Here is a 24,507-nt window from a genome sequence, read left to right on the forward strand (position 1 = left end):
GTGTGATGACCTAGCCCTTCACTCCGGTCAGCGTGACACCCTCGACGAACGCCTTCTGGGCGAAGAAGAAGACGAGGATCACAGGGGCCATGACCAGTACGGTCGCGGCCATGGTCAGATTCCAGTTTGTCTGGTGCGCGCCCTTGAAGGACTCCAGGCCGTAACTCAGCGTCCACGCCGCCGGGTTCTCCGAGGCGTAGATCTGCGGGCCGAAGTAGTCGTTCCACAGGGCGAAGAACTGGAACAGGGCGATCGCCGCGATGCCGGGCTTGGCCATCGGCAGCACGATGCGGATCAGCGTGCGGAATTCGCCGCAGCCGTCCACCTTCGCCGCGTCCAGGTACTCGTTGGGAATGGTCAGCAGGAACTGCCGCAGCAGGAAGATGGAGAACGCGTCCCCGAAGGCGAGCGGGATGATCAGCGGCCACAGGGTGCCGGTGAGGTCCAGCTGCTTCGACCAGAACAGGTACATCGGGATGATGACGACCTGCTGCGGCAGCATCATCATCGAGATCACCAGCAGCAGCGACAGATTGCGGCCGCGGAAGCGGAACTTGGCGAGTGCGTACGCCACGGGGACCGACGAGATCACCGTGAGGACAGTGCCAAGACCGGCGTACAGCAGGCTGTTCTTCCACCAGGTGAGGAAGCCCGGTGTTTCGAAGACCTTGACGTAGTTGCCCCACTCCCAGGTGTGCGGCACCAGGTCGCTGGTGAGCGCCTGCGAGTCGCTCATCAGGGAGGTGAGGAAGAGGAAGACGAACGGCAGCACGAAGAACAGCGCCGCCGCGATCCCGAGGGAGTGCACGCCGATCCAGTGCAGCGCCGCCTTGCGGCGTGCGGTGCGGTGCGCCGGAGTGGGCGCATCCGTGTTGACCGGTCGCTCAAGTGTCGTGGTGGACATGGGAGTCACTCACCTGCCTGGAGGAGGCCGCCGCGACGTCGCATCAGCAGGGCCGTGAAGGCCATCGCCAGGACGAACAGGACGAGCGCGGTGACCGCGGCGGCGCCGTAGTCGAAGCGCTGGAAGCCGAGGTTGTAAACGAGCTGCGGCAGGGTCAGGGTCGACTTGTCCGGGAAGCCGGGCTCCACCTGCTGGCCCGAGTTGCCGATGATGCCGGAGGCGACCTTCCCCGCCACGAGCGGCTGGGTGTAGTACTGCATCGCCTGGATGACACCCGTGACGACGGCGAACATCACGATCGGCGAGATGTTCGGCAGCGTCACGAAGCGGAACCGCTGCCAGGAGGACGCGCCGTCCAGCTCCGCCGCCTCGTACTGCTCCTTCGGCACGTCGAGCAGCGCGGCCATGAAGATGACCATGAGGTCGCCGATGCCCCACACCGCGAGGATGGTGAGTGCCGGCTTCGAGAAGGCCGGGTCGGTGAACCAGTCGGGAGTGGGCAGGCCCAGGTCGCCGAGGATCGCGTTGACCGGCCCGGTGCCCGGATTCAGCAGGAAGACGAAGCCGAGGGTGGCGGCGACCGGCGGGGCGAGGTAGGGCAGGTAGAAGAGGGTGCGGAAGATTCCCGTACCCGTCTTGATCTTGGTGATCAGCAGACCGATGCCGAGGCCGAAGACGACCCGGCAGATCACCATCACGACGACCAGCCACAGCGTGTTGCGCATCGCGGGCCAGAACAGCGGATAGTTCTGGAAGACGTATTTCCAGTTGTCGAGGCCGTTGAGGACCGGAGCGCCGAAGCCGTCGTACTTCGTGAACGAGAAGTACACGGTGGAGATCAGCGGATACGCGAAGAACACCGCGAAGCCGATCAGCCACGGCGACATGAAGGCCGCCGTACGCAGCGCTGATTTTCTGTGCTTCGCGGCAAGACTGGACTTCCCGCGCTCCGCACGGACCGTGTTCGTGGTCATGGGAGAACTACTTCGCCTTCGCGATGTCGGTGTCGATCTGCTTCGCGAGCTTGTCCAGACCCGCCTTCAGGTCCGTCTCGGTCCCCTTCTCGTACTGGTAGCCGAAGTCCTGGATGGTGTTCAGGTACGTGGCGCCGTTGACCGCACCCGCAGCGGTGTTGGACTTCGGGTGCCGGGCGATGTCGATGAAGGTCTTGAACTCCGGCTCGATCTTCAGGTCGGGCGACTTCAGCGCCTCGAAGGTCGAGGGCACGTTGTGGATCCCGTTGGAGAACTCCACGACCGCCTTGGTGTCGGTCGTCATGAACTTCACGAGCTCCCACGCGGCGTTCTGCTTCTTGCTCTGCGGGGCGATGCCCATCACCGTGCCGGACAGGTAGCCCTTGCCGTAGTCGGCGACCTGACTGTCGGGCACCGGCATCGGCGCGACACCGATCTTGAACGGTGTCTTGGCGTCCTTCGCCATCCCCAGCCGCCACTCGCCGTCCATCTGCATGGCGACCTGGCCGGTGTGGAAGGGGTGCTTCGCGCCGAATTCGTCACCGAAGGTGTTGCGGTACTTCTCCAGCTTCTTCAGCCCGCCGAGCTCGTCGACCATCTTCTTCTGCGTGGTGAACATGTCCGCGAACGCCGGGTCCTTGGCGACCTGCGACTTCCCGTCCTTGTCGAAGTACTCCGGGCCCCAGGAGCCCAGGTAGTGCTCGGAGGTCGTCTCGTAGCCGTGGAAGGCGGGCATGAAGCCCAGCTGCTCGTAGCCGTCGCCCTTGGTCTTCGTCAGCGCCTTCGCGGCCGTCAGGAGCTCCGAGTACGTCTTCGGGGCCTCCTTGATCCCGGCCTTCTCGAAGGCGTCCTTGTTGTAGTAGAGGCCGTACGCGTCCGCCAGCAGCGGCAGTGCGCAGCGCTTCCCCTCGAACTGGGTGTAGTCGAGCATGACCTTCGGGAAGGTCTTCTCCAGGTCCAGCTTCGACTTCTCGATGAACGGCTTCAGGTCCGCGAAGGCGCCCGAGGAGCAGAACTTGCCGATGTTGGACGTGGTGAACGACGACACGACGTCCGGGCCGTTGGAACCGCCGCTGCGCAGCGACTGGTTGAGCTTGTCGTCATTGATGTTGCCGACGACGTTGACCTTGATGTTCGGGTGCGCCTTCTCGAAGCGGTCGACGTTCTCCTTGATCGCCTTGACCTCGTTCGGCTGGGCCCAGCCGTGCCAGAAGTTGATCGTGGTGTTGGCCTTCGGGTCGTCCTTCGACACGTTCTCGGCGGAGCCGGTACAGGCGGTGGCGACCACGGATATCGCGGCGACGGCGACAGCGGCGGCGGTCAGACGGCGGTTTCTGCGCATGACAAAGCTCCCAGGGACAGGACGGGGCACGGGGGTGTGTGACGGGGGCGGACGGGGGCTAGCGGGACGAGGTGTCGAACACTTCGTCGCGGGTGGCTTCCAAGGCGCTCTGGAGCGCGCCTCTCAGCACGGGGTTCTGGTGGATCTCACCGATCACGAGCCGGGGCCGGGGCGCGGCCAGATCGGCCAGCTCCGTCTGTACGAGGGCCCGCAGCGGCTCCCCGCCCGCGGCGGTCAACGCTCCGGACAGGACGATCAGTTCGGGGTCGAGGACCGCGACCACGGACGCCAGTCCGACGGCGAGGCGGTGCGCGTACTCGGGCAGCAGTCCGGCCGTCCCCGTCTCCCCGCGTGACGCACGCTCCAGCAGGTCGACGGCCACCTCGACAGCGGGCTGCTCGGGTGTCTCCATGCCGAGCCGCTTCGCGATCCTCGGTACGGCGACGGGGCCGACGAGTTCCTGGAAGCCGCCGCCGTTCGCCTGCGCCACCCGGCGGATCAGCGGGGCGCCGGGCACCGGCAGGAAGCCCACCTCGCCGGCGCCGCCGGTCCAGCCGCGGTGCAGCCGCCCGCCGAGGACGAGGGCCGCGCCGAGGCCCGCCTCGGCCCACAGCAGCACGAAGTCCTCGTGGCCCTGCGCCGCCCCCAGCCGGTGCTCGGCGACCGCCACCAGGTTCACGTCGTTCTCGTACTCGACCGGCATCGGCAGCACCGCGGCCAACTCGTCGAGCAGCGTGGGGGAGTGCCAGCCCGGCAGGTGCGAGGCGTACCGCAGCCGCCCGGTGCTCGGGTCGAACGCGCCCGGTGTGCCGATCACGACCCGGTGCAGGTCGGCCGGGACCATTCCGGCGTCCTTCGCCGCCCCGTCGATCGCCTGCACCACCTGGCGGACGACACCCGTCGACGCGCGGCCGGGAGTGGCCAGTTCGAAGCTGCCGACGGTCTCGCCCGTGAGGTCCGCGACGGCGGCCCGGATGCGCTCGGGGGTGACGTCCAGCGCGGCGACGTGCGCGGCACCGGCGTTGACCGCGTACAGCTGCGCGCTGGGGCCGGGGCGGCCCTCGGTGGTGCCGGTCGCGACGACCAGCCCGGCGGCCTCCAGGCGGGCCAGCAGCTGGGACGCGGTCGGCTTGGAGAGGCCGGTCAGCTTGCCGATCCGGGTGCGGGAGAGAGGGCCGTGCGCCAGCAGCAGATCGAGTGCCGCCCGGTCGTTCATCGCTCGCAGAACACTCGGTGTGCCCGGTGTTGTGGCCATGACGAAGTCACCCGCCTCTCGGCTGCCTGCTCTCCCAACTACGTTGTTAGGAAAGTTTCCTATTCGGTGCGAGGAACGTAAGGCGCAGGTGAAAGGCCCGTCAATGGGAAGCGCCCCCGAGGCAACCAAAGCGTTACCTGCGGGGGCGCAGAAGTGCGTTCTTGGGGCTGTTGTGCCTCTTGCGGTACGAAGCCGGGCGTACCGGCCCTTACGTGTGCGGGGCTTGTCCGGGCCCCGCGTGGTCACTTGTTCAGGTTCGGATTCGGGGCGGGAGCGGCGGGGCCCGACCCCGGTGTCGCCCCGGCGGGCGGAATCGGGTTGGACGCCATCGCCTGCGGGGAGAGCGGGTTGGCCATCGCTGACGGGGCGGCGACGCCCGCCGACGAGTCGGCCGGGTCCGCCTCGATCACCGGCGCGGGACCGCCGACGATCCGGATGCCCGCCTTGTCGAAGGCGGCCTTGACCCGCCAGCGCAGCTCGCGCTCCACCCCCAGCGCCTTGCCCGGCATCGTCTTCGCCGAGAGGCGCACGATCATCGAGTCCAGCAGCACCGAGTCCAGGCCGAGCACCTCGATGGGTCCCCACAGCCGCTCGTTCCACGGTTCGGCCTTCGCCATGTCCTCGGCGACCTCGGAGAGCACCTCACGGACGTGCTCCAGGTCCTCCGAAGGGCGGACCTGGACGTCGACGCCCGCGGTCGCCCAGCCCTGGCTCAGGTTGCCGATCCGCTTGACCTCGCCGTTGCGCACGTACCAGATCTCGCCGTTGTCGCCGCGCAGCTTGGTGACGCGCAGGCCCACCTCGATAACCTCACCGGTCGCCACCCCGGCGTCGATGGTGTCGCCGACGCCGTACTGGTCCTCCAGGATCATGAAGACACCGGACAGGAAGTCGGTGACCAGGTTGCGGGCGCCGAAACCGAGCGCCACACCGGCGACACCCGCGGACGCCAGCAGAGGCGCCAGGTTGATGTTCAGAGCACCCAGCACCATCAGTGCGGCGGTGCCCAGGATCAGGAACGACGCCACCGAACGGAGCACCGAACCGATCGCCTCGGAGCGCTGGCGACGGCGCTCCGCGTTCACCAGCAGACCACCCAGCGCGGTGCCCTCCACCGCCTGCGCGCTGTTGTTCATGTGGGCTATCAGCTTGGTGATCGTGCGCCGGATCACCGAACGCAGCACCGTGGCGATCACGACGATCAGCAGGATGCGCAGGCCCACGCTCAGCCAGGTGGACCAGTTCTGCTCCACCCAGCTCGCGGCATTGCTCGCCTTCTCGGCAGCCTCGTCGAACGTGACGGGATCGGCGGGCGGATCTGCGACCAGTAGGGCGGACCAGGACACCTCGGGCACCTCCATGCGATGTGGCAGACCCACCACACTAACGGGGCAAGGTGCCCCACCCTGTTGACAGTGGGGCGCCGAGCCTGTGGTTCCGGACACCCGGCCGGGCGGTTCCCCCGTGTGGTGCAAAACACTTGTGGCCCGTTACCCGGACGTGGTGGCGCCACGACCAGGCATGAGGGGAGACTGGTCCCAGATCGTCCCGGCGCGAGCCACGCGCCGCCGGCGTACAAGGAGGCATCCGTGCCGCATGTCCTGGTCCTCAACGCGTCGTACGAGCCCCTCGGCGTCGTACCGCTCCGCCGCGCGCTCGTCCTCGTACTCGAAAACAAGGCCCTGTGCCTTGAGGAGTCCGGCGCCTTTCTGCACAGTGCGACCCGGGTCGTCCCCGCTCCCAGCGTGGTCCGGCTGAAACGCTTCGTGCGGGTCCCCTACCGGGGTCCCGTTCCCCTCACCCGCCGTGCGCTCTTCGCCAGGGACGGCGGGCGCTGTATGTACTGCGGTGGCGTCGCAACCAGCGTCGACCACGTCATTCCCCGCAGTCGCGGCGGCCAGCACGCCTGGGAGAACGTGGTGGCGGCCTGCCGCCGCTGCAACCACGTCAAGGCGGACCGGCACCTCCTGGAGCTCGGCTGGCGACTGCGTCACCAGCCCGCCCCGCCGTCCGGGCTGGCCTGGCGCATCATCGGGACGGGACACCGCGATCCGCGGTGGCTGCCGTACCTGCAACCCTTCGGCGCCGATGACGCCCTGGCCCGGATCGACGGCATCTCCGCCTGAGACCGGGATTTTTTGTCTCCGCGGACCTGTGGGAGGTGAGTGAGCGCTCACCTCCCACAGGTCCGCGGTGAGTGAACGCTCACCCTCTGCGGGCGTTCGGCGAGTGAGCGTTCACTCGCGCCCGCCCCCCCGCCTATTCCGCGACGGCGTACACCTCGACCGACCACAGCGAGTACCCGAAGCGGGTCGCCCGCTCGTCGCCCTGCACCCGCACGAACCGTGCGTCCTTCGCGTCGAAGCGCACCGTCTCCCGGCCGCCCCGGCCGTCCCTGACGGTGGCCGCCGTGCGCCAGGTGCGGCCGTCCGCCGACACCTGGATGCGGTACGCCTTCGCGTGCGCGTCCTGCCAGTGCAGGGACACCCTGCCCACCCGGGTGGGCCCCGCCAGCTCCGCCTGCCACCACGCGGACGCCCCGATGGGCGAGGACCAGCGGGTGTCCGCCCTCCCGTCGGCCGCGTCCGACGCCGGGAAGTCCGCCGTCTCGTCGCCCGACGACGAGATCCGCGCCGTACGCGCCAGATCGGGCCCGCCGGTGCGGGGAGCCGCCCGTACGGTGAGCGTCTGCTCGGCCCCGTCGCCGAACGACACCGGAATGCTGTATTCGCCCGCCGGGGTGTCCTTCGCGACCGTGACGTCCAGCGGAACGGAGGCGTCCGCACCGCGCGGCACCACGGTCGTCTTCGGCGCGACGACCTCGATGCCCCGGGGCGCCTTCGCGACGAGCCCCCCGCGCACCTCGCCCGGCCGCTGCCCGGTGAGCGCCGCCCGCACCCGTACCGGCGGCCCGCCGATCTCCGCGTCGACCTCCGCCCGCGACAGCGCGAGCCTGACCTCCGGCTCGTCCGCGAACCACGGCACCACACGCTGCGCCCGGGGAGCCAGCGAGCTCCAGGAGAGCCGCACCGCGTCCACGAGGGTGCCGCCCACCGCTGTCTGCGTCCACCCGTCGACGGTGAGCGTCCCGACCCGTCGCCAGCCCTCACCCGGGACGTGCACCTCCACGGCGGCGTCCGTCGCTCCGGGGTCGGCCATCGTCGTGACCGTCGACACCGGACGCGCGTGCCGGAGCCGCACGGTGTACGTGCCGGGCCCCTGCGTCACCTGCCCCGGCTCCCGGTCCGCCCCGGTCCACGCGGCGCCCTGTCGCACCGCCTTCGACAGGAACGGGTCCAGCACTCCCTTGCCGACGGTCACCCGGGGCGCCTTCAGCGCCGTACGGGAGGCGTCCAGCGCCCGCGAGTGCCGCCAGGCGCCCGCGCCGTCGCCCGCCGCCTGCGCCTGGAGCATGTCGACGGCCTGCTCACCCGCCGCGCCGTACTGGGCGAACCGGTCGATCCAGGGCCGCACTTCGTCGTCGAACGTGCCCCCGGCGGCCGCACCGAGCCGCTTCGGGGTCTCCTTCATCACCGTGAACGCGGTCCGCAGCCGCTGTGCCGCCGCGTCGCGCACCGAGGCGTCGGTGGAGGAGCGGGACGTCCAGAACGCGTCCATCAACGGCCGCAGGTACGCCGACTCGTGGTGCGGGTCCAGGATCGAGGAGGCGTGGTTGCCCGCGAACGCGCGCATCGCCTCCCGGGCCTTCGCGTCCTCGCCCGCCAGGTCGTCGATCGCCGCCCGCCAGGACTCGTCGGGCCGGTAACCGCGCGGATTCCAGGCGAAGTCGGCGGCCGTGAACAGCGGAATGCGGGACGCGGAGGGCTGCTCCATGGCATTCGACAGCAGGGCGGCGCTGCGGCCCGCCACGGCCGGTTCACGGCCCGTGTAGGGGCCGAGGAAGATACGGTCCTGCGCGTAGTCGTTCACCGGATAGTTGTCCATCGTCACCAGTGGATGCCCGAACGCGCTCCGGGTGGTGACCAGTTCGCGCCCGCTGATGGTGCGCGGCACCACACCCACCCCGGTCCACGCGACCTGCACCCGCTCGTCCAGCGCGGCGGCCAGCGCGCGCCGGTAGTCGGTCGCCCCGTCCTGGTAGAACTCCGTCGGCATCAGCGACAGGGGCTCCGCACCCGGGTGACGCTCCGCGAGGTGGCGGGCCACCGCGCTCGCTACCCGCGCGTGCGCCTTCGCAGCGGCGGCGGGTCCCGACCCGAACACGTCCGCGTCCTGCCCGCAGTGCCACTCGCTGTAACTGACGTCCTGGAACTGGAGCTGGAAGACCCGCACCCCGAGCGCCCACATGGCGTCCACCTTGCGGGTGAGCGCGCGCACGTCCCGGTCGTCCGACATGCACATCGCCTGCCCCGGCGCCACCGCCCAGCCCAGCGTCACGTGATTGCGCCGCGCGTGCTCCGCGAGCACCCGGAAGGAGGTGCGCTCGGCGGCCGGGTAGGGATCGCGCCACAGGGCCTGGCGGTACGGATCGTCGCCGGGCGCGTACAGATAGCGGTTCTGCTTGGTGCGTCCCATGAAGTCGATCTGGGCGAGCCGCTGTTCGGTGGTCCAGGGGCGCCCGTAGAAGCCCTCCGCCATGCCCCGCACGGCCGTCCCCGGCCAGTCCCGCACCCAGACGCCCGCGACCGTGGGGCGTCCCCCTCCGGTACGGATCAACTGCCGCAGCGTCTGCACCGCGTGGAACACACCGTCCGCGCCGACACCGTCCAGCGCCACCGTGTCGCGACCCGCGACCTTCCCCACCGCGATCCGGTAACCCCCCTGGGGGAGGTCCCCGCGCGCCGGTGCGCGCAAAGCCGTCAGCACCTCGTCGGCGGCCCCCGCCCGCACCACGGGACCGCGCGGCGGCAGCGCCTCGCCCGGTGCCACCTCGTAGAGGGTGTGCACACCCGCACCCCGCAGCACACTGCGCAGTGCGTCCACCGCGTACGGATCGGTGCCGGGCGCGACCACCAGCACCGCCTCGTCACCCACCGGTACACCGGCACCGGCCGCACGCATCGACTGCGGGCGCGGCCACACGGGCGGCAGCGCGGAGTCACTGTCGCTGTCCCTCGTCGCGGGAGCGGGAACGTCCGGGGCGGGCGGAGCGGCCACCGCACCCGGCGCACCGCCGAGCAGGCCGCCCATCACGGCGAACGCGACGGCGGTCGCGCCCCTTCTGCGCCCCAACTGCACGCCGTACTCCTCTGGCTCACGTGCCGCGCACCTCTGCGGTGTACGGCTTCGGTGTCCGTCCGCGGCCGACTGCTGCCGCGTGCGGTATTGATCGTTCCGTGACCTGCGCGCGCCGAGCCCATCACCCGTCCGCCGACAGTGTCAATGCGAGCGCCGACCGCGTTTCGCCCGTCCGCACCGGATGTGCCGGACAGTCTGCGGCCGTGTGTCCGATTCCTTCAACTTCTTGCGCCAACTCCCCGCCGGGGGAACGAATGTGACACGGCTCACGTTCAACGGCCGTAAATGTCTGCGACTCCGCCCTCTGGGTAGAGACGCTGAAGTCCGCGTCCCCCATCAAGGGAGGCCCTCGTGGCCGCTTCCGCCCAGCTCCTCCTCTCCGCCCTGTCCCCACAGGTCTCGGGCCCCGACTCCGTCCTCGACGGGACCTGTGCCTGCGGGTGCGGCGCCGAGCCGCCCCTGACCAGCGAGCCGCCCCTCGCGGACGCCGCGCCGCTCACCAGTGAGCCCCCGCTCACCGACGCGACGCCCCTCACCAGCGAGCCGACGTCGTACGGCACCGCGTCCGGCACGGAGTACCAGTACCCGGGGGTCTGATGGCAGCAGGGCGTACGACACCGGAGGAACCGGTGGAGCCGGTCGCGGAGCCCGCGTCGCCCGCGGAGCCCTCACCACCGGAACCGCCCCCCGTTCCCGCCCCCCTGGCCCGGCTCGCCGCCCTGTACGGCGTCGCCGTGTCCTACTCCCCGTCGGCCGACCGCACCGTCCACGTTCCCGCGGCCACCGCCGTCGCCGTGCTCGCCGCCCTGGACGTCGACGCGAGCACCCCCGAGGCCGTGGACGCCGCTCTCGCCGCCCACGACGCCCGCGCCCGCACCGAGGTGCTTCCGCCCACGCTCGTCCTGTGGCGGGGCGCCCAGACGCTTCCGGAGGCCCTCGCCGCGCTCCCGGAGGGCACCGAACTGCGGGTTGCCACCGAACAGGGCGAGGCCCGCACCTGGCCCGCCCCGCCGCCCGCGCACCGCGACGGCCCCGCGGCCACGGGCGCGAGCGGCCACTGGGCACAACTCCCGCACGGCGTCCACCGGTTGTCCGTCCGCCTGCCCGACGGCCGCGAAGCCTCCTGCCACCTCGTCGTCGCCCCCGCGCGCGCGAAGGCACCCGAAGGCCCCCGGCACGGCTTCCTCGTCCAGCTCTACTCGCTGCTCTCCACCCGCTCCTGGGGCATGGGCGACCTCGGCGACCTCGCCGACCTCGCCGCCTGGGCCGGGCGCTTCCTCGGTGCGGGCTTCCTCCAGGTCAACCCGCTGCACGCCGCCGTCCCCGGCACGCCGACCGACCCCTCCCCGTACCGCCCCTCCACCCGGCGCTTCCCCGACCCCGTGCACCTGCGGATCGAGGACGTACCCGAGTTCGGTTACGTGACGGACCCGGCCGACCGCACCCGCCTGGGCGAACTCCTCGCCGAGGCCGCCGCCCTGCGCGAAGGGGTGCTCCTCAGGGACGCGCTGCTCGACCGGGACGCCGTATGGGCACTCAAGCGGGAGGCGCTGACGATCGTGGCCGGGGTGCCGCTGAGCCCCGGCCGCCGCGCCGCCTACTGCGACTTCCTCGCCGAACAGGGCACCGCACTGGAGGACCACGCCACCTGGCTGGCCCTCGTCGACCTGTACGGCCCGGACCGCACCCGGTGGCCCGGCGCACTCGCCGACCGGGACTCCGCCGACACCGCCCGCGAACGCGCCAAGCTGGGCGGCCTCATCGACTTCCACTGCCGGGCCGTGTGGCTCACCGACTGCCAGCTCGCCGCCGCCCAGCGCGCCGCCCGCGAGGCGGGCATGGCCGTCGGCCTGGTGCACGACCTGGCGGTCGGCGTGCACCCCGACGGCTCCGACACCTGGGCCCAGGCCCACGCGTACGCACCGGGCATGTCCGTGGGAGCCCCGCCGGACGCCTTCAACGCCCGCGGCCAGGACTGGGGCCTGCCGCCCTGGCGGCCCGACGTGCTCGCCGCGACCGGCTACGCCCCGTACCGCAGCCTGCTCCGCAACCTCCTGAGGCATGCCGGGGCCGTCCGCATCGACCACGTGATGGGTCTGTTCCGCCTCTGGTGGGTGCCTGCGGGCCTGCCGCCCACAGAAGGCGCGTACGTGCGCTACGACGCCGAGGCGATGCTCGCCGTCCTCGTCCTGGAGGCGGACCGCGCCGGTGCCGTCGTCGTCGGCGAGGACCTCGGCACCGTCGAACCCGGCGTCCGCGACGCGCTGGCGGCACGCGGCGTGCTCGGCACCTCCGTCCTGTGGTTCGAACGGGACTGGGCGGGCACCGGCCGCCCGCTGCCCCCAGAAGCCTGGCGAGAGGGCTGCGTCGCCACCGCCACCACCCACGACCTGCCGTCCACCGCCGCCCGCCTCACCGGCGACCACGTCGCCCTGAGGCACCGCCTGGGCCTGCTCACCCGCCCGCTGGCGCGGGAGCGCGCCGAGGAGGCCACAGAGGTCACCGACTGGCTCTCGTACCTCACCCGACTGGGCCTGCTGCCCGAAGGAGGGGAGGACGAGGAGGCGGCCGTACGGGCCGTGCACCGCTTCCTGCTGCGCACCCCCGCCCGGATGGTCGGCATCTGGCTGCCCGACGCCGTCGGCGACCGCCGCCCGCAGAACCTGCCGGGCACCTGGGACCAGTACCCCAACTGGCGGCTGCCCCTCGCCGACGCCACCGGCCGCCCCCTCACCCTGGAGGAACTGGCCGCCTCACCCCGCCTGCACGCCCTCGTGGAGGCGATCCGCGAAGCCTCTGACAGTGGTGCGCACGCGGGTGCGGATGCAGGGGCGGAACCCCTTACGGCACCCCCGGGCGAGCGCCCCGCTTAGGCGTTCGCTACTTTTGCACCGTGGACAAGAAGAACGCTCTGCGCGCCGGCGCTGTCGCGACCGGTACGACGCTGATGATGCTGCTCCTGTCGTCTCCCGCGCTCGCGGCCGTACGGGACGACGGTGACGACCCGGGCCCCGGCCTGAGCGTCGCCGAGACGCTCGGTCTCTTCGTCGCGGCCCCGATCGGCCTCTTCGTGGTCATCGCCGGCCTGGTGATGGTGCTCGACAAGTCGCGCAAGCAGGTCTGACACCCGGACTTCGCTCCTCCGAGGGCGTCGGCGGCCCGTACTGAACGTACGGGCCGCCGACGCCCTCGGTGCGTTCACTCACGTCGCCATTGTTCGCTTCTCCTGAACAGTTTCATCGAAAAGTTTCGATGGACCTGAATGTCTTTCCGGTGTGACCGTGGTGATCTCACCGATCACCGCACCACCCCGGGGGCAGCGATGGCAGTACTCGACCGCATCCGCACACCGAGCGGCACCACCACCACAGGCACGATCACAGGCACCACCACAGGCACGACCACGGCGACGGTACGCAGGAGTGTGGGTCTCGGCCTCCTGCTCGCCGCCGTCGCCACCGTCGTCTGGTCCGGCAGCTTCGTCACCTCGCGCGGTCTGCACGACTCCGTACCGCCGATTCAGGCCGCCTTCTGGCGCTGGATCGTCGCCTTGCTCGCCGTCGCTCCCTTCGCCGTGCGCGCGACCTGGCGGCAGCGCGCCGTGCTCCGCGAGCACCTCGGCTTCGTCGCCCTCGCCGCCCTGCTCGGCGTCACCGTCTACAACACCCTGGTCAACCAGGCCGGACTCGACACCCCCGCCGGAACCATGGGCATGATCATGGCCGCCTCGCCCGTCGTCATGGCGGTGTACGAGCGCCTGGGCGGACAGCGTCTCGGCGCCCGCCGTGTCGTCGGCATGCTGATCGCCTGCACCGGAGTGCTGCTCCTGGTGAGTAAGGGCTCACTCACCCTCGGTCTGTCGGCCGGTGCGTTCTGGATGATCGCCGCCGCCCTGTGCTTCGGCTCGTACAGCGCCCTGCTGCGCCGCAAGCCCGCGGAGATCGGCGGACTGGCCTTCCTCTTCAGCACGTTCGTCCTCGGGGCGCTGATGCTGGCGCCTGCGTACGGCATCAGCCTCGCCGTCCAGGGCGGCTTCGAGGTGCGCCCCGGCACCGTGGGCCCGCTCCTCTACGTCGGCGTCTTCTCCTCCGCCGTCGCCTTCTTCGCCTGGAACAAGGCGATCTCCCTCATCGGCGCCGCCCGTGCGGGCATCGTCTACTACCTCCAGCCGGTGTGCGTGGCGCTGCTGTCGTACGCGGTGCTCGGCGAGGAGACCGGGCCGCTCCAGGTGCTGTGCACGGGGCTCATCCTGGGCGGCGTGGTGCTCGGGGCCACGACCGGCGCCACCGGAGGCACCCGGACCGCCCGTACCCCCCGTACCGCCCGGACAACCCGGACCGCCCGGTTCAAGGGAGCCCGATAAGTTGCGGGTCATGACCGAGTGGGACATCAAGAAGCTGCGCATCCTGCGGACCCTGCGCGAGAGGGGCACCGTGACGGCCACCGCCGAGGCGCTGCTGATGACGCCCTCAGCCGTCTCCCAGCAACTCTCCAACCTCGCCAAACAGCTCGACGTCACCCTCCTGGAGGCGCACGGCCGCCGGGTCCGCCTCACCGACGCGGCCCACCTCGTGCTCCGGCACGCGGAGGCGGTCTTCGCGCAACTGGAACGAGCGGACGCCGAGTTGGAGGGCTACGCGAAGGGCGACACGGGAGAGGTGCGGATCGGCGCCTTCTCGACGGCCGTGCCCGCCCTCGTCGTACCCGCCGTACGTCGCCTGCGTGTGACGCATCCGGGCCTGGAGGTACGGGTGCGGGAGGCCGAGGCGGCAGAGGCGTATGACCTCCTCTCCGACGGCACCGTCGACCTCGCCCTCTCGCTCGCCGCGCACGCGCCCACCGCCCGAGACCCTCGGTTCGCCCGCATCCCGCTGCTCGCCGACCCCCTCGACGTGGCGCTCCCCACGCACCACCCCCTCGCCGCCGCCCCCGGCCTGCGGCTCGCGGACCTGTCCGGCGAAGCATGGATCTTCGGCGGCAGCGGTCCCTGGTCGGAGATCACCACCGCCGCCTGTGAGGCGGCCGGATTCGTGCCCGTACAGGCGCACAGCGCCGCCGGGTGGACCGCCATCCTGGCGATGGTCGAGGCGGGCATGGGCGTCGCCCTGGTACCCCGGATGGCCGCCGCCGAGCGCCGCACCGGTGTCGTCATGCGCGTACTGGAGGCCGACCGGCCCCGACGGCACGTGGTGGCCGCGGTGCGACGGGGCGCGGAGGACGGCCCCGCGGTGGGCCGGACGCTGGCGGCGCTGCGGACGGTCGCGGCCGAACGGGGCTGAGAGGTGGGGAGCGGAACCCGCCCCCACGGGGCTGAGAGGTGAGGAGCGGAACCCGCCCCCACCTTTCAGTTCCGCTTCACAGCCTGTGCGGAAACTTTCGATGGACCTGAGAGGTGGGCGGGAGCCACAGTCGTACCCATGACGACCAACGAGAGCGACCCGCACGCCAACGACGCAGCCCCCTACGGCGGAGGCGACCCCTACGCCGACTACCGCGGTGCGGGCGACCTCCCGTTCACCGAGCTCGTCGACCTCGCCGACCGTCGCCTCGGCGCCGGTGTCATCGCCGCCAACGACGAGTTCTTTGCCGAGCGCGAGAACCTCCTCATCCGCGAACGCGCCGTCTTCGACCCGGAGCACTTCGGGCACAAGGGAAAGATCATGGACGGCTGGGAGACCCGCCGCCGCCGCGGCGTCGACGCCCAGCACCCCTTCCCCGAGGCCGAGGACCACGACTGGGCGATCATCCGCCTCGGTGCCGCCGGAGTCATCCGGGGCATCATCGTCGACACCGCCCACTTCCGCGGCAACTACCCGCAGCGCGTCAGCATCCAGGCGACCGCCGTCGAGGGCTCCCCGAGCCCCGAGCGGCTCCTCGCCGACGACGTGAAGTGGGAGGAGATCGTTCCCGTCACACCCGTCAGGGGCCACGCGGCCAACGCGTTCGAGATCGACGTCGAGCGCCGCTTCACGCACGTGCGCCTGTGCCAGCACCCCGACGGCGGCGTCGCCCGCCTGCGCGTGCACGGCGAGGTCGTCCCGGACCCCGAGTGGCTCCAGCTCCTGGGCACCGTCGACCTCGTCGCCGTACAGAACGGCGGCACCTACGAGGACGCGTCGGACAAGTTCTACTCGTCGCCGACGCAGATCATCCTGCCCGGCACCTCCCGCAAGATGGACGACGGCTGGGAGAACCGCCGCCGCCGGGTGCGCGACACCAACGACTGGGTGCGCTTCAAGCTCGTCGCCCAGGGCGCCGTCCGCGCCGTCGAGATCGACACCGCCTACCTCAAGGGCAACTCCGCCGGGTGGATCGCGCTCAGCGGCCGCAACGGCGACACCGGCGACTGGTTCGAGATCCTCCCCCGGACGAAGCTCCAGCCCGACACCCTGCACCGGTTCAAGCTCGCCGCGCAGGCCGTCGCCACCCACGTGCGCCTCGACGCCTTCCCCGACGGCGGCGTCGCCCGCATGCGCCTGCACGGCACCGTCACCGAGCAGGGCCAGACCGAGCTCAAGGCCCGCTACGAGGACCTGAGCAACTAGCGCACCAGACTCCGTGCGTGCGGTGGACAGCGGTCCCGCACGCACGGGAACAACAGAGGGCCCCGGCGCACACCCACCCGCGCCGGGGCCCTCCGCCATGTCATGGCGACATGGTGTTACGCACCGGCAGCCTCGTCCGCTGCCTGCGCCTTGAGCGCACGCTCAACACCCGACCGCGACTCCGACACCAGCCGCCGCAGCGCCGCACTCGGCTCCGCCGACGCCAGCCAGGTGTCCGTCGCGTCCAGCGTCTCCTGCGACACCTGGAGCGCGGGGTACAGGCCCACCGCGATCTGCTGCGCGATCTCGTGCGAACGCGAGTCCCACACGCCCTTGACCGCCGCGAAGTACTTCTCCGTGTACGGGGCGAGCAGCTCGCGCTGATCCGTCTGCACGAAGCCGCCGATGACCGCCTCCTGGAGGGAGTTGGTCAGCTCGTCGGACTCCACGACCGACGCCCACGCCTCCGCCTTCGCCTGAGCCGTCGGACGCGCCGCACGGGCCGAGGCCGCGTGCTGCTGGCCGGCCGAGGTGTTGTCGCGCTCCAGCTCCGCCGCGATCTCGTCCTCGTCGACGACGCCCACGGCCGCCAGACGGTTCACGAACGCCCAGCGCAGGTCGGTGTCGACGGCCAGGCCCTCGACCGACTCCGAGCCCTCCAGGAGCCCGCGCAGCAGGTCCAGCTGCTGCGGCGTGCGCGCGGTCGCGGCGAACGCGCGCGCCCAAGCGAGCTGGTGGTCGCTGCCCGGCTCGGCGGACGCCAGGTGCGCCCGGGTCGCCTCGGTCCACTGCGTCAGACCGGCCTCGCGCCAGGACGGCGCCGAGTACAGGTCCAGCGCCAGCTTCACCTGACGGTGCAGCGACTGCACGACGCCGATGTCCGACTCCTTGGAGATGCCGGACAGCACCAGGGACAGGTAGTCACGGGTGGCGAGTTCGCCGTCGCGCGTCATGTCCCACGCGGACGCCCAGCACAGGGCGCGCGGCAGCGACTCGGTGAAGTCGCCCAGGTGCTCGGTGACGAAGGCCAGCGACGCCTCGTCCAGGCGCACCTTCGCGTACGACAGGTCGTCGTCGTTGAGCAGCACGACGGCGGGACGCGCGCGGCCCACCAGGGCGTCCACGGCGGTCAGTTCGCCGTCGACGTCCAGCTCGACGCGGTCGGTGCGCACGAGCTTGCCCGCGCCGTCCAGGTCGTACAGGCCGATCGCGATGCGGTGCGGACGCAGCGTCGGGACGCCCTTTGCACCGGTCGGCAGCGCGGGAGCCTCCTGCTTCACCGCGAAGGCGGTGACGACGCCGTCGGCGTCCGTCTCGATCTCCGGGCGCAGGATGTTGATCCCGGCCGTCTGGAGCCACTTCTGCGACCACGTCTTGAGGTCGCGGCCACTGGTCTGCTCCAAGGCGCCCAGCAGGTCGCTCAGCTGCGTGTTGCCGAAGGCGTGCGCCTTGAAGTACGCCTGCACGCCCGCGAAGAACTCGTCCATGCCCACGTACGCCACAAGCTGCTTCAGGACCGACGCGCCCTTGGCGTACGTGATGCCGTCGAAGTTGACCAGCACGTCGTCCAGGTCACGGATGTCGGCCATGATCGGGTGCGTCGAGGGAAGCTGGTCCTGGCGGTACGCCCACGTCTTCATGGAGTTCGCGAACGTCGTCCAGGAGTGCGGCCACTTCGAGCCCTCGGCGTACGCCTGGCAGGCGATCGAGGTGTACGTGGCGAACGACTCGTTCAGCCACAGGTCGTTCCACCACTCCATCGTGACGAGGTCGCCGAACCACATGTGGGCGAGCTCGTGCAGGATCGTCTCGGCGCGCGTCTCGTACGCGGCGTCCGTGACCTTCGAGCGGAACACGTACTGGTCGCGGATGGTGACCGCGCCCGCGTTCTCCATCGCGCCCGCGTTGAACTCCGGCACGAAGAGCTGGTCGTACTTCGCGAACGGGTAGTCGTAGTCGAACTTCTCCTGGAACCAGTCGAAGCCCTGCCGCGTGACGGCGAAGATGTCGTCCGCGTCCAGGTGCTCGGCCAGCGACGGACGGCAGTAGATGCCCAGCGGCACGCGCTGCCCGTCCTTGCCCTCGTACACCGAGTGCACCGCGTGGTACGGGCCGACGATCAGAGCGGTGATGTACGTGGAAATGCGCGGCGTCGGCTCGAAGGTCCAGACGTCGTCCTTCGGCTCCGGCGTCGGCGAGTTCGAGATCACGGTCCAGCCCGTCGGGGCCTTCACGGTGAACTGGAAGGTCGCCTTCAGGTCGGGCTGCTCGAACGACGCGAACACCCGCCGCGCGTCCGGCACCTCGAACTGCGTGTACAGATAAGCCTGCTCGTCGACCGGGTCCACGAAGCGGTGCAGACCCTCACCGGTGTTGGTGTACGCGCAGTCCGCGACGACCTTCAGTTCGTTGGCCCCGCCGCGCAGCGACGGAAGCGCGATGCGCGATGCGGCGAAGACCGCCTTCGCATCCAGTGCCTCACCGTTCAGCACGACCTCGTGCACGGTCGGCGCGACCAGGTCGATGAAGCTGGCGGCCCCGTCCTCGGCGGACTCGAAGCGCACCGTGGTCACCGAGCGGTACGTACCGCCCTCCTGCGCACCACTGAGGTCGAGCTCGACCTCGTACGCATCAACCGTGAGCAGCCGCGCGCGCTCCTGCGCTTCTTCGCGGGTCAGATTGGTACCGGGCACCCTGTCATCTCCTCGGATCGTGACGTTCTGGGCCATCCTTCCACGGCGCGGGGCCCTGTCGGCAGTGAGATTTACGGTCGGACCCAGCACAGACGAGAAGGGGCGGTGACACACGGTCCCCCCGGTGTCACCGCCCCGTGAGTTGCGGGATGGGTCAGCCCTTGAGCTCCGCCGCCACCAGCTCCGCGATCTGTACGGCGTTCAGCGCCGCACCCTTGCGGAGGTTGTCGCCGGAGAGGAACAGTGCGAGGCCGTTGTCGACGGTCTCGTCGACGCGGATGCGACCGACGAAGGAGACGTCCTGTCCCGCCGCCTCCAGAGGCGTCGGGATCTCGGAGAGCGCCACCCCCGGTGCGCCGCCGAGCAGCTCGTACGCGCGCTCCACAGTGAGCGGTCGCTCAAAACGCAGGTTGACCTGGAGCGAGTGGCCCGAGAAGACCGGCACCCGGACACACGTGCCGGAGACCTTCAGCTCCGGGATCTCCAGGATCTTGCGGGACTCGTTGCGGAGCTTCTGCTCCTCGTCCGTCTCGAAGGAGCCGTCGTCGACGATGTTGCCCGCCAGCGGCAGCACGTTGAACGCGATCGGCTTCTTGTAGACGTTCGGCTCGGGCAGCTCGACCTTGTCGCCGCCGTGGGTGAGCTCCGCCGCCTGGTCGACGACCTTCTTGACCTGGCCGTCGAGCTCGGCGACACCGGCCAGACCGGAGCCGGACACGGCCTGGTAGGTGGTGGCGATCATCGTGAGGAGGCCCGCCTCGCCGTGCAGCGGCTTCAGCACGGGCATCGCGGCCATCGTCGTGCAGTTCGGGTTGGCGATGATGCCCTTGGGGCGGTCCGCGACCGCGTGCGGGTTCACCTCGGACACCACGAGGGGCACCTCGGGGTCGCGCCGCCAGGCGGACGAGTTGTCGATGACGACGGCACCCTGCGCGGCGACCTTCTCGGCCAGCGCCTTGGAGGTGGAACCACCGGCGGAGAAGATCACGATGTCGAGGCCCGTGTAGTCGGCCGCCGAGGCGTCCTCGATGGTGACCGGCTTGCCGTCCCACTCCAGCGTCGAACCGGCGGACCGCGCCGAGGCGAACAGCCGCAGCTCCGTGACCGGGAACTTCCGCTCCGCGAGGATCCGCAGCACAACTCCGCCGACCTGACCGGTGGCTCCGACGATTCCGACCCTCACGGTGACTCCTCAGTCCTTTGCGTGTGCAGGCATGACGACCTGCGGCGATGGCACCCATGATGCGGGAGGTGCCGTCCGGCTTGTCCAATCGATTGTCCGAGGGACGGACCGAGGCACCGTGAAGTGTCCGCAGAGCGGACAGCGGGCACCGGATTTCCCGAACCACCGGACACAGGACCCCTGCCCCCTTCATGCTCTGGCCATGACTGTGACAAAGAACAAGTGGGAACCGACCCACGGCGACCCCTACCGGCCGGTGCCCTACACCCCCGCCCGGATGGACGCGGCCGAATCCCTGGCCCGCGCCGCCGAGCTGCGCACCCGCATGGACGAGCGCCGCACGGTCCGCCAGTTCTCCACGGACCCCGTCCCCGACCAGGTCGTCCGCGACGCCATCGCCTGCGGTGCCACCGCCCCCTCCGGCGCCCACCAGCAGCCCTGGACCTTCGTCCTGGTCAAGGACCCGGACGTACGCCGCCGGATACGCGAGGCCGCCGAGGAGGAGGAGCAGATCTCCTACGAGGGCAGGCTCGGCGAGGAGTGGCTCGACGCCCTGCGCCCGCTCGGCACCGACGAGGTGAAACCCCACCTCACCGACGCCCCCGCCCTGATCGTCGTCTTCCAGCAGCGCTACTGGCTCGCCGAGGACGGCACCAAGCGCAAGCACTACTACGTCGACGAGTCGGTCGGCATCGCGGTGGGCATGCTCCTGTCCGCCCTCCACCTCTCCGGCCTCGCCGCCCTCATCCACACCCCGAGTCCCATGCGCTTCCTGGCCGAGGTGCTGGGCCGCCCGGTCAACGAGAAGGCGTTCGCGGTGATCCCGGTCGGCTACCCGGCGGACGACTGCCAGGTCCCCGACCTGGTCCGCAAGTCCCTCGACCAGGTCATGGTCGAGATCTAGCAGGGGGTAAGAGCAAGGGGCGGGCCGGAGACTTCCCGGCCCGCCCCTCACGCGTACAAGAAGATCAGTCCGTTACTGGACGACCTTCTCGATCTGCACGCTGCCGGTGCCCGCGACCGTGCCGCGTGCGTTCAGCAGCTGCACCTCGCCGAAGAACTGGCGCCCTTCCGGCGCCGCGCCCCCGACGTTCACCGACGCCGTGACCTGGGCGGACGCGCCGTTGGCGAGCTCCACCTGCTTCGTCTCGTCGGCGGTGACACTACCGAGCGACGCCGCGAAGAACACGTCGCGGTAGTCGTACGTGGTGGTGCCGGCCGGGATCGAGTAGCCGTCCACGACGATCGTGTACGTACCGGCGGCGGGCTTGAGCAGGCTGACGGCCTCCTCGGAGTCGCCGTCGGCGGCCTTGCCGACCTCCTTGCCGTCCTTGAGGACCACCAGGTCCAGGTCGGCCTTGGCGTCGGAGACCTTGCCGATGGCGACGTCGAGGCGCTCGGCGCCCTCGCCCAGGACGACCGTGGTCTCCTGCGTCTCACCCTGCTTGATGGTCGGCTTGGCGACCTTCGCGGAGCCCAGCGAGCCGCCCTTCAGCTTGCCGGTGAGCGCGCCGAAGTTGTTGGTGACCTTCCACTCGACGGGGGCCGGAGTGCCGACCTTCGCCTCGGGGACGACCTTGACGGCCGGGTCGAAGCCCGCGCCCAGCAGCGTCACGTCCAGCGTGTACGGGTTGTCCAGCAGCGGCGACGTACGGCGCGACTCGACCTCGATCTCCCAGACGCCCGCAGCCGGCTCCTTGTAGGAGCGGACGTCGGGGCGGCAGGTGTTGGCCGGGTTGTTGTAGTTCGGGTAGCAGTTCGTCGTCGACGTCGGGTCGGACGGCACACCGTACGGGTGGATCGAGATGAACCGGGTCTGGCTGCCCGCCGCGAGTCCGCCGAGTGCGACCTCCAGGTTCTTCGCGCCCGCCGGGACGTTCACGAAGTACGAGGTGGAGGCGTTGCGCGTTGCCGTACCCGACTTCTTCAGCGTGTATCCGGGCTTCGCCACCTCGTCGGCGGCGACGACGGTGGTGAGGATCTGCTTGTCGATGCCCTCGGTGGCCTTGTCGGACACCTCCAGGACGGCGCTGTGGATGCCGCCGGTGCGGGGCTGCGCGGAGACCTTCACGGTGACCGGCGTGTTCAGCGGAAGCTTCACGACGTCGTTGCCGACGACCTTGAAGGTGCCGTTGTTGTTCTCGAAGTGCAGCTCGTGCCGGACGTCACCGGCCGGACCCGAGGTACGGGTGATCGTGATGTCGTACGTCTTCTTCTGACCGGCCTTCAGGCCGCCCTCACGGTCGTACAGACCGGTGCCGAAGCCGGGCGTCTTGAGCGCCTGTTCCATCGCGGTGTCGACCGGGGCCTTCACCGTGTACTCGTGCGCGGTGGCGCCCTTCTTCAGGGACTTCCACGCGTCGACGACGTTGATGAGACCGGCACCCTGCTCGTGCGCCTGCGCGCCCTTGATGCGGTCGGCCTGACTGATCAGCGCGGTGCGCAGCTTCGCCGGGGTCAGGTCCAGCTTGGCCTGCTTGGCGGCCGAGATCAGCAGCGCCGAGGCGCCCGCCGCCTGCGGGGAGGCCATCGAGGTGCCCTGGAGCATCTGGTAACCGGCCGGGAGCGGGTAGCCCGCCTCGGCGACCGGGCCGCCGGGCAGCCAGGTCTGGGTGGTGTTGATCGCCGAACCGGGCGCAGTGATCGTCGGCGCGAAGCCGCCGTCCTCACGCGGGCCCCGGGAGGAGAACGGCATCATCGCGTACGCGGACTTCACCGCGGAGCCGTAGTTGGCCGCCCAGGTCTCCTTGGAGATGGACGCGCCGACCGAGATCACCTTGTCGGCCAGACCGGGGTCGCCGATGGTGTTGGTGCCCGGGCCGCTGTTGCCGGCCGAGATGACCAGCTGCACGCCATAGGTGTCGATCAGGCGGGTGTAGAGCTCGGCGCGGGCGTTGTTGCCGTCGTTGAGCGCGGGCAGACCGCCGATCGACATGTTGACGATGTCCACGCCGCGGTTCTTGACCAGGTCGGTCATGCCTTCGGTCAGCGCGATGTTGGTGCAGCCGCCGTCCCAGGTGCAGGCACGGGAGGACACGAGCTTCGCACCCGGGGCCGCGCCGTTCATCTTGCCGCCGAAGAGCTTGTTGGCGGCGGTGATGCCTGCGACGTGGGTGCCGTGCTCACTCTCGATGAGCCCGATGTTGACGAAGTCGGCCTTGGCACCGGCCTGGTTGTAGACGACGTCCTTGCGGAACTCGACCACGAAGGGGACCTGCTCGACGACGTCCGTCGCCGGGTTGTCCTTGCCGAAGTAGCCGACCTGGAACTTGTCCTTGTACGGCGTCATCGCGGTCTCGTCGGCGAAGTCGCCGTCGTTGTCGAGGTCCACCCGGACGGTCCCGGCAGCCTGGTCGTACAGCACGCCCCAGACGTCGGTGGTGTCGCCGTCGCGGTTCAGGTCGCCCTTGGCGTCGCCGCCGGCGGTGGAGTTCTCACGGAAGAGGTTGAACTTGTACGTGCCCTCGGGCGCCGTCCAGGTCCGGCCGCCGGCCGTGAAGGTCGGGCCCTTGACCTCGGTGATCATCGGACGCCAGGTCAGGTCGCCGTCGGCCACCGGGTCCGTCGCCGTCACCCAGTCGACGATCTTGCGCTCGCCGGTGGTGGTCTTCTGGAGCGCCGGGTGACCGAGGTCGACGCCCGAGTCCAGGATGCCGATGGTGACGCCGCGCCCGTCCGCCGTCGGGTTCTTCTTCACGAAGTCGACGGCGCCGGTCTCGAAGGACGGGTTGTACGGGTTCTCGGCGGGGGTGTCCTTCCCCGGTGCCGGGTACGAGCCCACAGCCGCCTTGGCGGCGCCCTGGGCGCGGTCGCCGGACGGTGTCGGGTCGTCGAGCTTGATCTCCTGCTTGAGGTCGATCGCGTGGACGCTGGAGAGCTTCGCGGCCGACTTCAGCGCGGCTTCGGCCTTCGCGATGGGCAGCGTGGCCCGCACGTAGCCGAGCGCGTCGTCCGTACGCCCGACGCTCGCCCCCGGTACGCCGTCGAACTGGGCCTTGACCTGCTCCGTCGCACCCGGCGCGGTCGCCACCATCACGGTGACGTCCTTCGCGCCGGACGTCTGCGCCTCGGTGAGCAGCGCCTCGTCGACACTGCCGAGCTTGGCCTCGGCGGACTTGGGAGCCGGGGGAGTGGGGTCGGGCGTGCCCGCGGCGAAGGCGGGCAGCGGCGCGGTCGCACACAGCGCGGCAACCAGCGAGGCCGCGAAGGCTATTCGCGCGGTACGTCTGACGCCGCCCGCGCGCGGCGCGGAAGGCTGGGGGGTGGCGGTCATGTGCATCCCTGAATGTGAAGGATCTGGAAGAACTCCGGACAGAAAGAGTCCGAATTTCGGTGCCCAATGACCGGTCAGCATGTCGTAAGTGACAGTTGTTTGGGGAGAGTTGACTGAGGTGTAATACGCCGTGGCAGGA

At 70.5% G+C, this 24,507-nt stretch carries 17 protein-coding genes; 8 read left to right on the forward strand and 9 right to left on the reverse strand.

Annotated elements, in window-relative coordinates; genetic code table 11:
- Positions 1 to 10: 10 nt before the first annotated feature.
- From OG897_RS06900 to OG897_RS06920, 5 genes are all read right to left on the reverse strand, one after another.
- Positions 11 to 904 (reverse strand): carbohydrate ABC transporter permease, encoded by an 894-nt coding sequence (locus OG897_RS06900; RefSeq protein ID WP_266653870.1) that lies wholly within the window; start codon positions 902 to 904, stop codon positions 11 to 13.
- A gap of 5 nt (positions 905 to 909) precedes the next feature.
- A complete protein-coding gene (locus OG897_RS06905) occupies positions 910 to 1,878 on the reverse strand; it encodes a carbohydrate ABC transporter permease (RefSeq protein ID WP_266653872.1) in 969 nt (322 codons plus the stop codon).
- A gap of 7 nt (positions 1,879 to 1,885) precedes the next feature.
- Positions 1,886 to 3,220 carry an ABC transporter substrate-binding protein gene (locus tag OG897_RS06910; RefSeq protein WP_266653874.1) on the reverse strand — a complete coding sequence of 445 codons (1,335 nt, stop codon included), beginning with the start codon at positions 3,218 to 3,220 and terminating at the stop codon, positions 1,886 to 1,888.
- 58 nt (positions 3,221 to 3,278) lie between these two features.
- A complete protein-coding gene (locus tag OG897_RS06915; RefSeq protein WP_266653876.1) occupies positions 3,279 to 4,475 on the reverse strand; it encodes an ROK family transcriptional regulator in 1,197 nt (398 codons plus the stop codon).
- 242 nt (positions 4,476 to 4,717) lie between these two features.
- Entirely contained in the window at positions 4,718 to 5,836 is a 1,119-nt protein-coding gene (locus OG897_RS06920; RefSeq protein WP_266653878.1) for a mechanosensitive ion channel family protein, read from the reverse strand.
- A gap of 228 nt (positions 5,837 to 6,064) precedes the next feature.
- Here OG897_RS06920 and OG897_RS06925 point away from each other — a divergent pair, with 228 nt between their 5' ends.
- Positions 6,065 to 6,601, forward strand: a complete 537-nt coding sequence (locus tag OG897_RS06925) for an HNH endonuclease (protein WP_266653880.1) — start codon at positions 6,065 to 6,067, stop codon at positions 6,599 to 6,601.
- Positions 6,602 to 6,734: 133 nt separating this feature from the next.
- Here the strand turns inward: OG897_RS06925 and OG897_RS06930 are convergent, their stop codons facing one another.
- Positions 6,735 to 9,674, reverse strand: a complete 2,940-nt coding sequence (locus tag OG897_RS06930; RefSeq protein ID WP_266653882.1) for a beta-N-acetylglucosaminidase domain-containing protein — start codon at positions 9,672 to 9,674, stop codon at positions 6,735 to 6,737.
- A gap of 351 nt (positions 9,675 to 10,025) precedes the next feature.
- On the opposite strand from OG897_RS06930, the gene OG897_RS06935 reads away from it, so the two are divergent.
- The 6 genes from OG897_RS06935 (at position 10,026) to alc (ending at position 16,219) form a co-directional block, all read left to right on the forward strand.
- Complete coding sequence (locus OG897_RS06935) at positions 10,026 to 10,271, forward strand: hypothetical protein (protein WP_266653884.1); 246 nt, start codon at positions 10,026 to 10,028, stop codon at positions 10,269 to 10,271.
- Positions 10,271 to 12,547 (forward strand): 4-alpha-glucanotransferase, encoded by a 2,277-nt coding sequence (gene malQ, locus OG897_RS06940; protein ID WP_266653886.1) that lies wholly within the window; start codon positions 10,271 to 10,273, stop codon positions 12,545 to 12,547. Before OG897_RS06935 ends, malQ begins: the two co-directional genes overlap by 1 nt.
- A 20-nt stretch (positions 12,548 to 12,567) precedes the next feature.
- The gene (locus OG897_RS06945) at positions 12,568 to 12,798 is read left to right on the forward strand and encodes a hypothetical protein (RefSeq protein ID WP_266653888.1); all 231 of its coding nucleotides are present in this window, start codon (positions 12,568 to 12,570) and stop codon (positions 12,796 to 12,798) included.
- 198 nt (positions 12,799 to 12,996) lie between these two features.
- Complete coding sequence (locus OG897_RS06950; RefSeq protein WP_266653890.1) at positions 12,997 to 14,037, forward strand: DMT family transporter; 1,041 nt, start codon at positions 12,997 to 12,999, stop codon at positions 14,035 to 14,037.
- A gap of 10 nt (positions 14,038 to 14,047) precedes the next feature.
- A complete protein-coding gene (locus OG897_RS06955) occupies positions 14,048 to 14,953 on the forward strand; it encodes a LysR family transcriptional regulator (protein WP_266653892.1) in 906 nt (301 codons plus the stop codon).
- A 138-nt stretch (positions 14,954 to 15,091) separates the two neighbouring features.
- Positions 15,092 to 16,219 carry an allantoicase gene (gene alc, locus OG897_RS06960; protein WP_266653894.1) on the forward strand — a complete coding sequence of 376 codons (1,128 nt, stop codon included), beginning with the start codon at positions 15,092 to 15,094 and terminating at the stop codon, positions 16,217 to 16,219.
- A gap of 116 nt (positions 16,220 to 16,335) precedes the next feature.
- Here alc and pepN read toward each other — a convergent pair whose 3' ends face one another.
- Positions 16,336 to 18,912, reverse strand: a complete 2,577-nt coding sequence (gene pepN / locus OG897_RS06965) for an aminopeptidase N (RefSeq protein WP_266653896.1) — start codon at positions 18,910 to 18,912, stop codon at positions 16,336 to 16,338.
- A 154-nt stretch (positions 18,913 to 19,066) separates the two neighbouring features.
- Positions 19,067 to 20,095 carry an aspartate-semialdehyde dehydrogenase gene (locus OG897_RS06970; RefSeq protein WP_266653898.1) on the reverse strand — a complete coding sequence of 343 codons (1,029 nt, stop codon included), beginning with the start codon at positions 20,093 to 20,095 and terminating at the stop codon, positions 19,067 to 19,069.
- 202 nt (positions 20,096 to 20,297) lie between these two features.
- Between OG897_RS06970 and OG897_RS06975 the strand changes: the two genes are divergently transcribed.
- Entirely contained in the window at positions 20,298 to 20,999 is a 702-nt protein-coding gene (locus OG897_RS06975; RefSeq protein ID WP_266653900.1) for a nitroreductase family protein, read from the forward strand.
- 72 nt (positions 21,000 to 21,071) lie between these two features.
- On the opposite strand, the gene OG897_RS06980 is transcribed toward OG897_RS06975, so the two are convergent.
- Positions 21,072 to 24,368: a S8 family serine peptidase gene (locus tag OG897_RS06980; RefSeq protein ID WP_266653902.1), complete on the reverse strand. Its 3,297-nt coding sequence runs from the start codon at positions 24,366 to 24,368 to the stop codon at positions 21,072 to 21,074.
- Positions 24,369 to 24,507 lie beyond the last annotated feature (139 nt).

Origin of the sequence: Streptomyces sp. NBC_00237 (assembly GCF_026342435.1) — a bacterium.
Classification (GTDB): Bacteria; Actinomycetota; Actinomycetes; order Streptomycetales; family Streptomycetaceae; genus Streptomyces.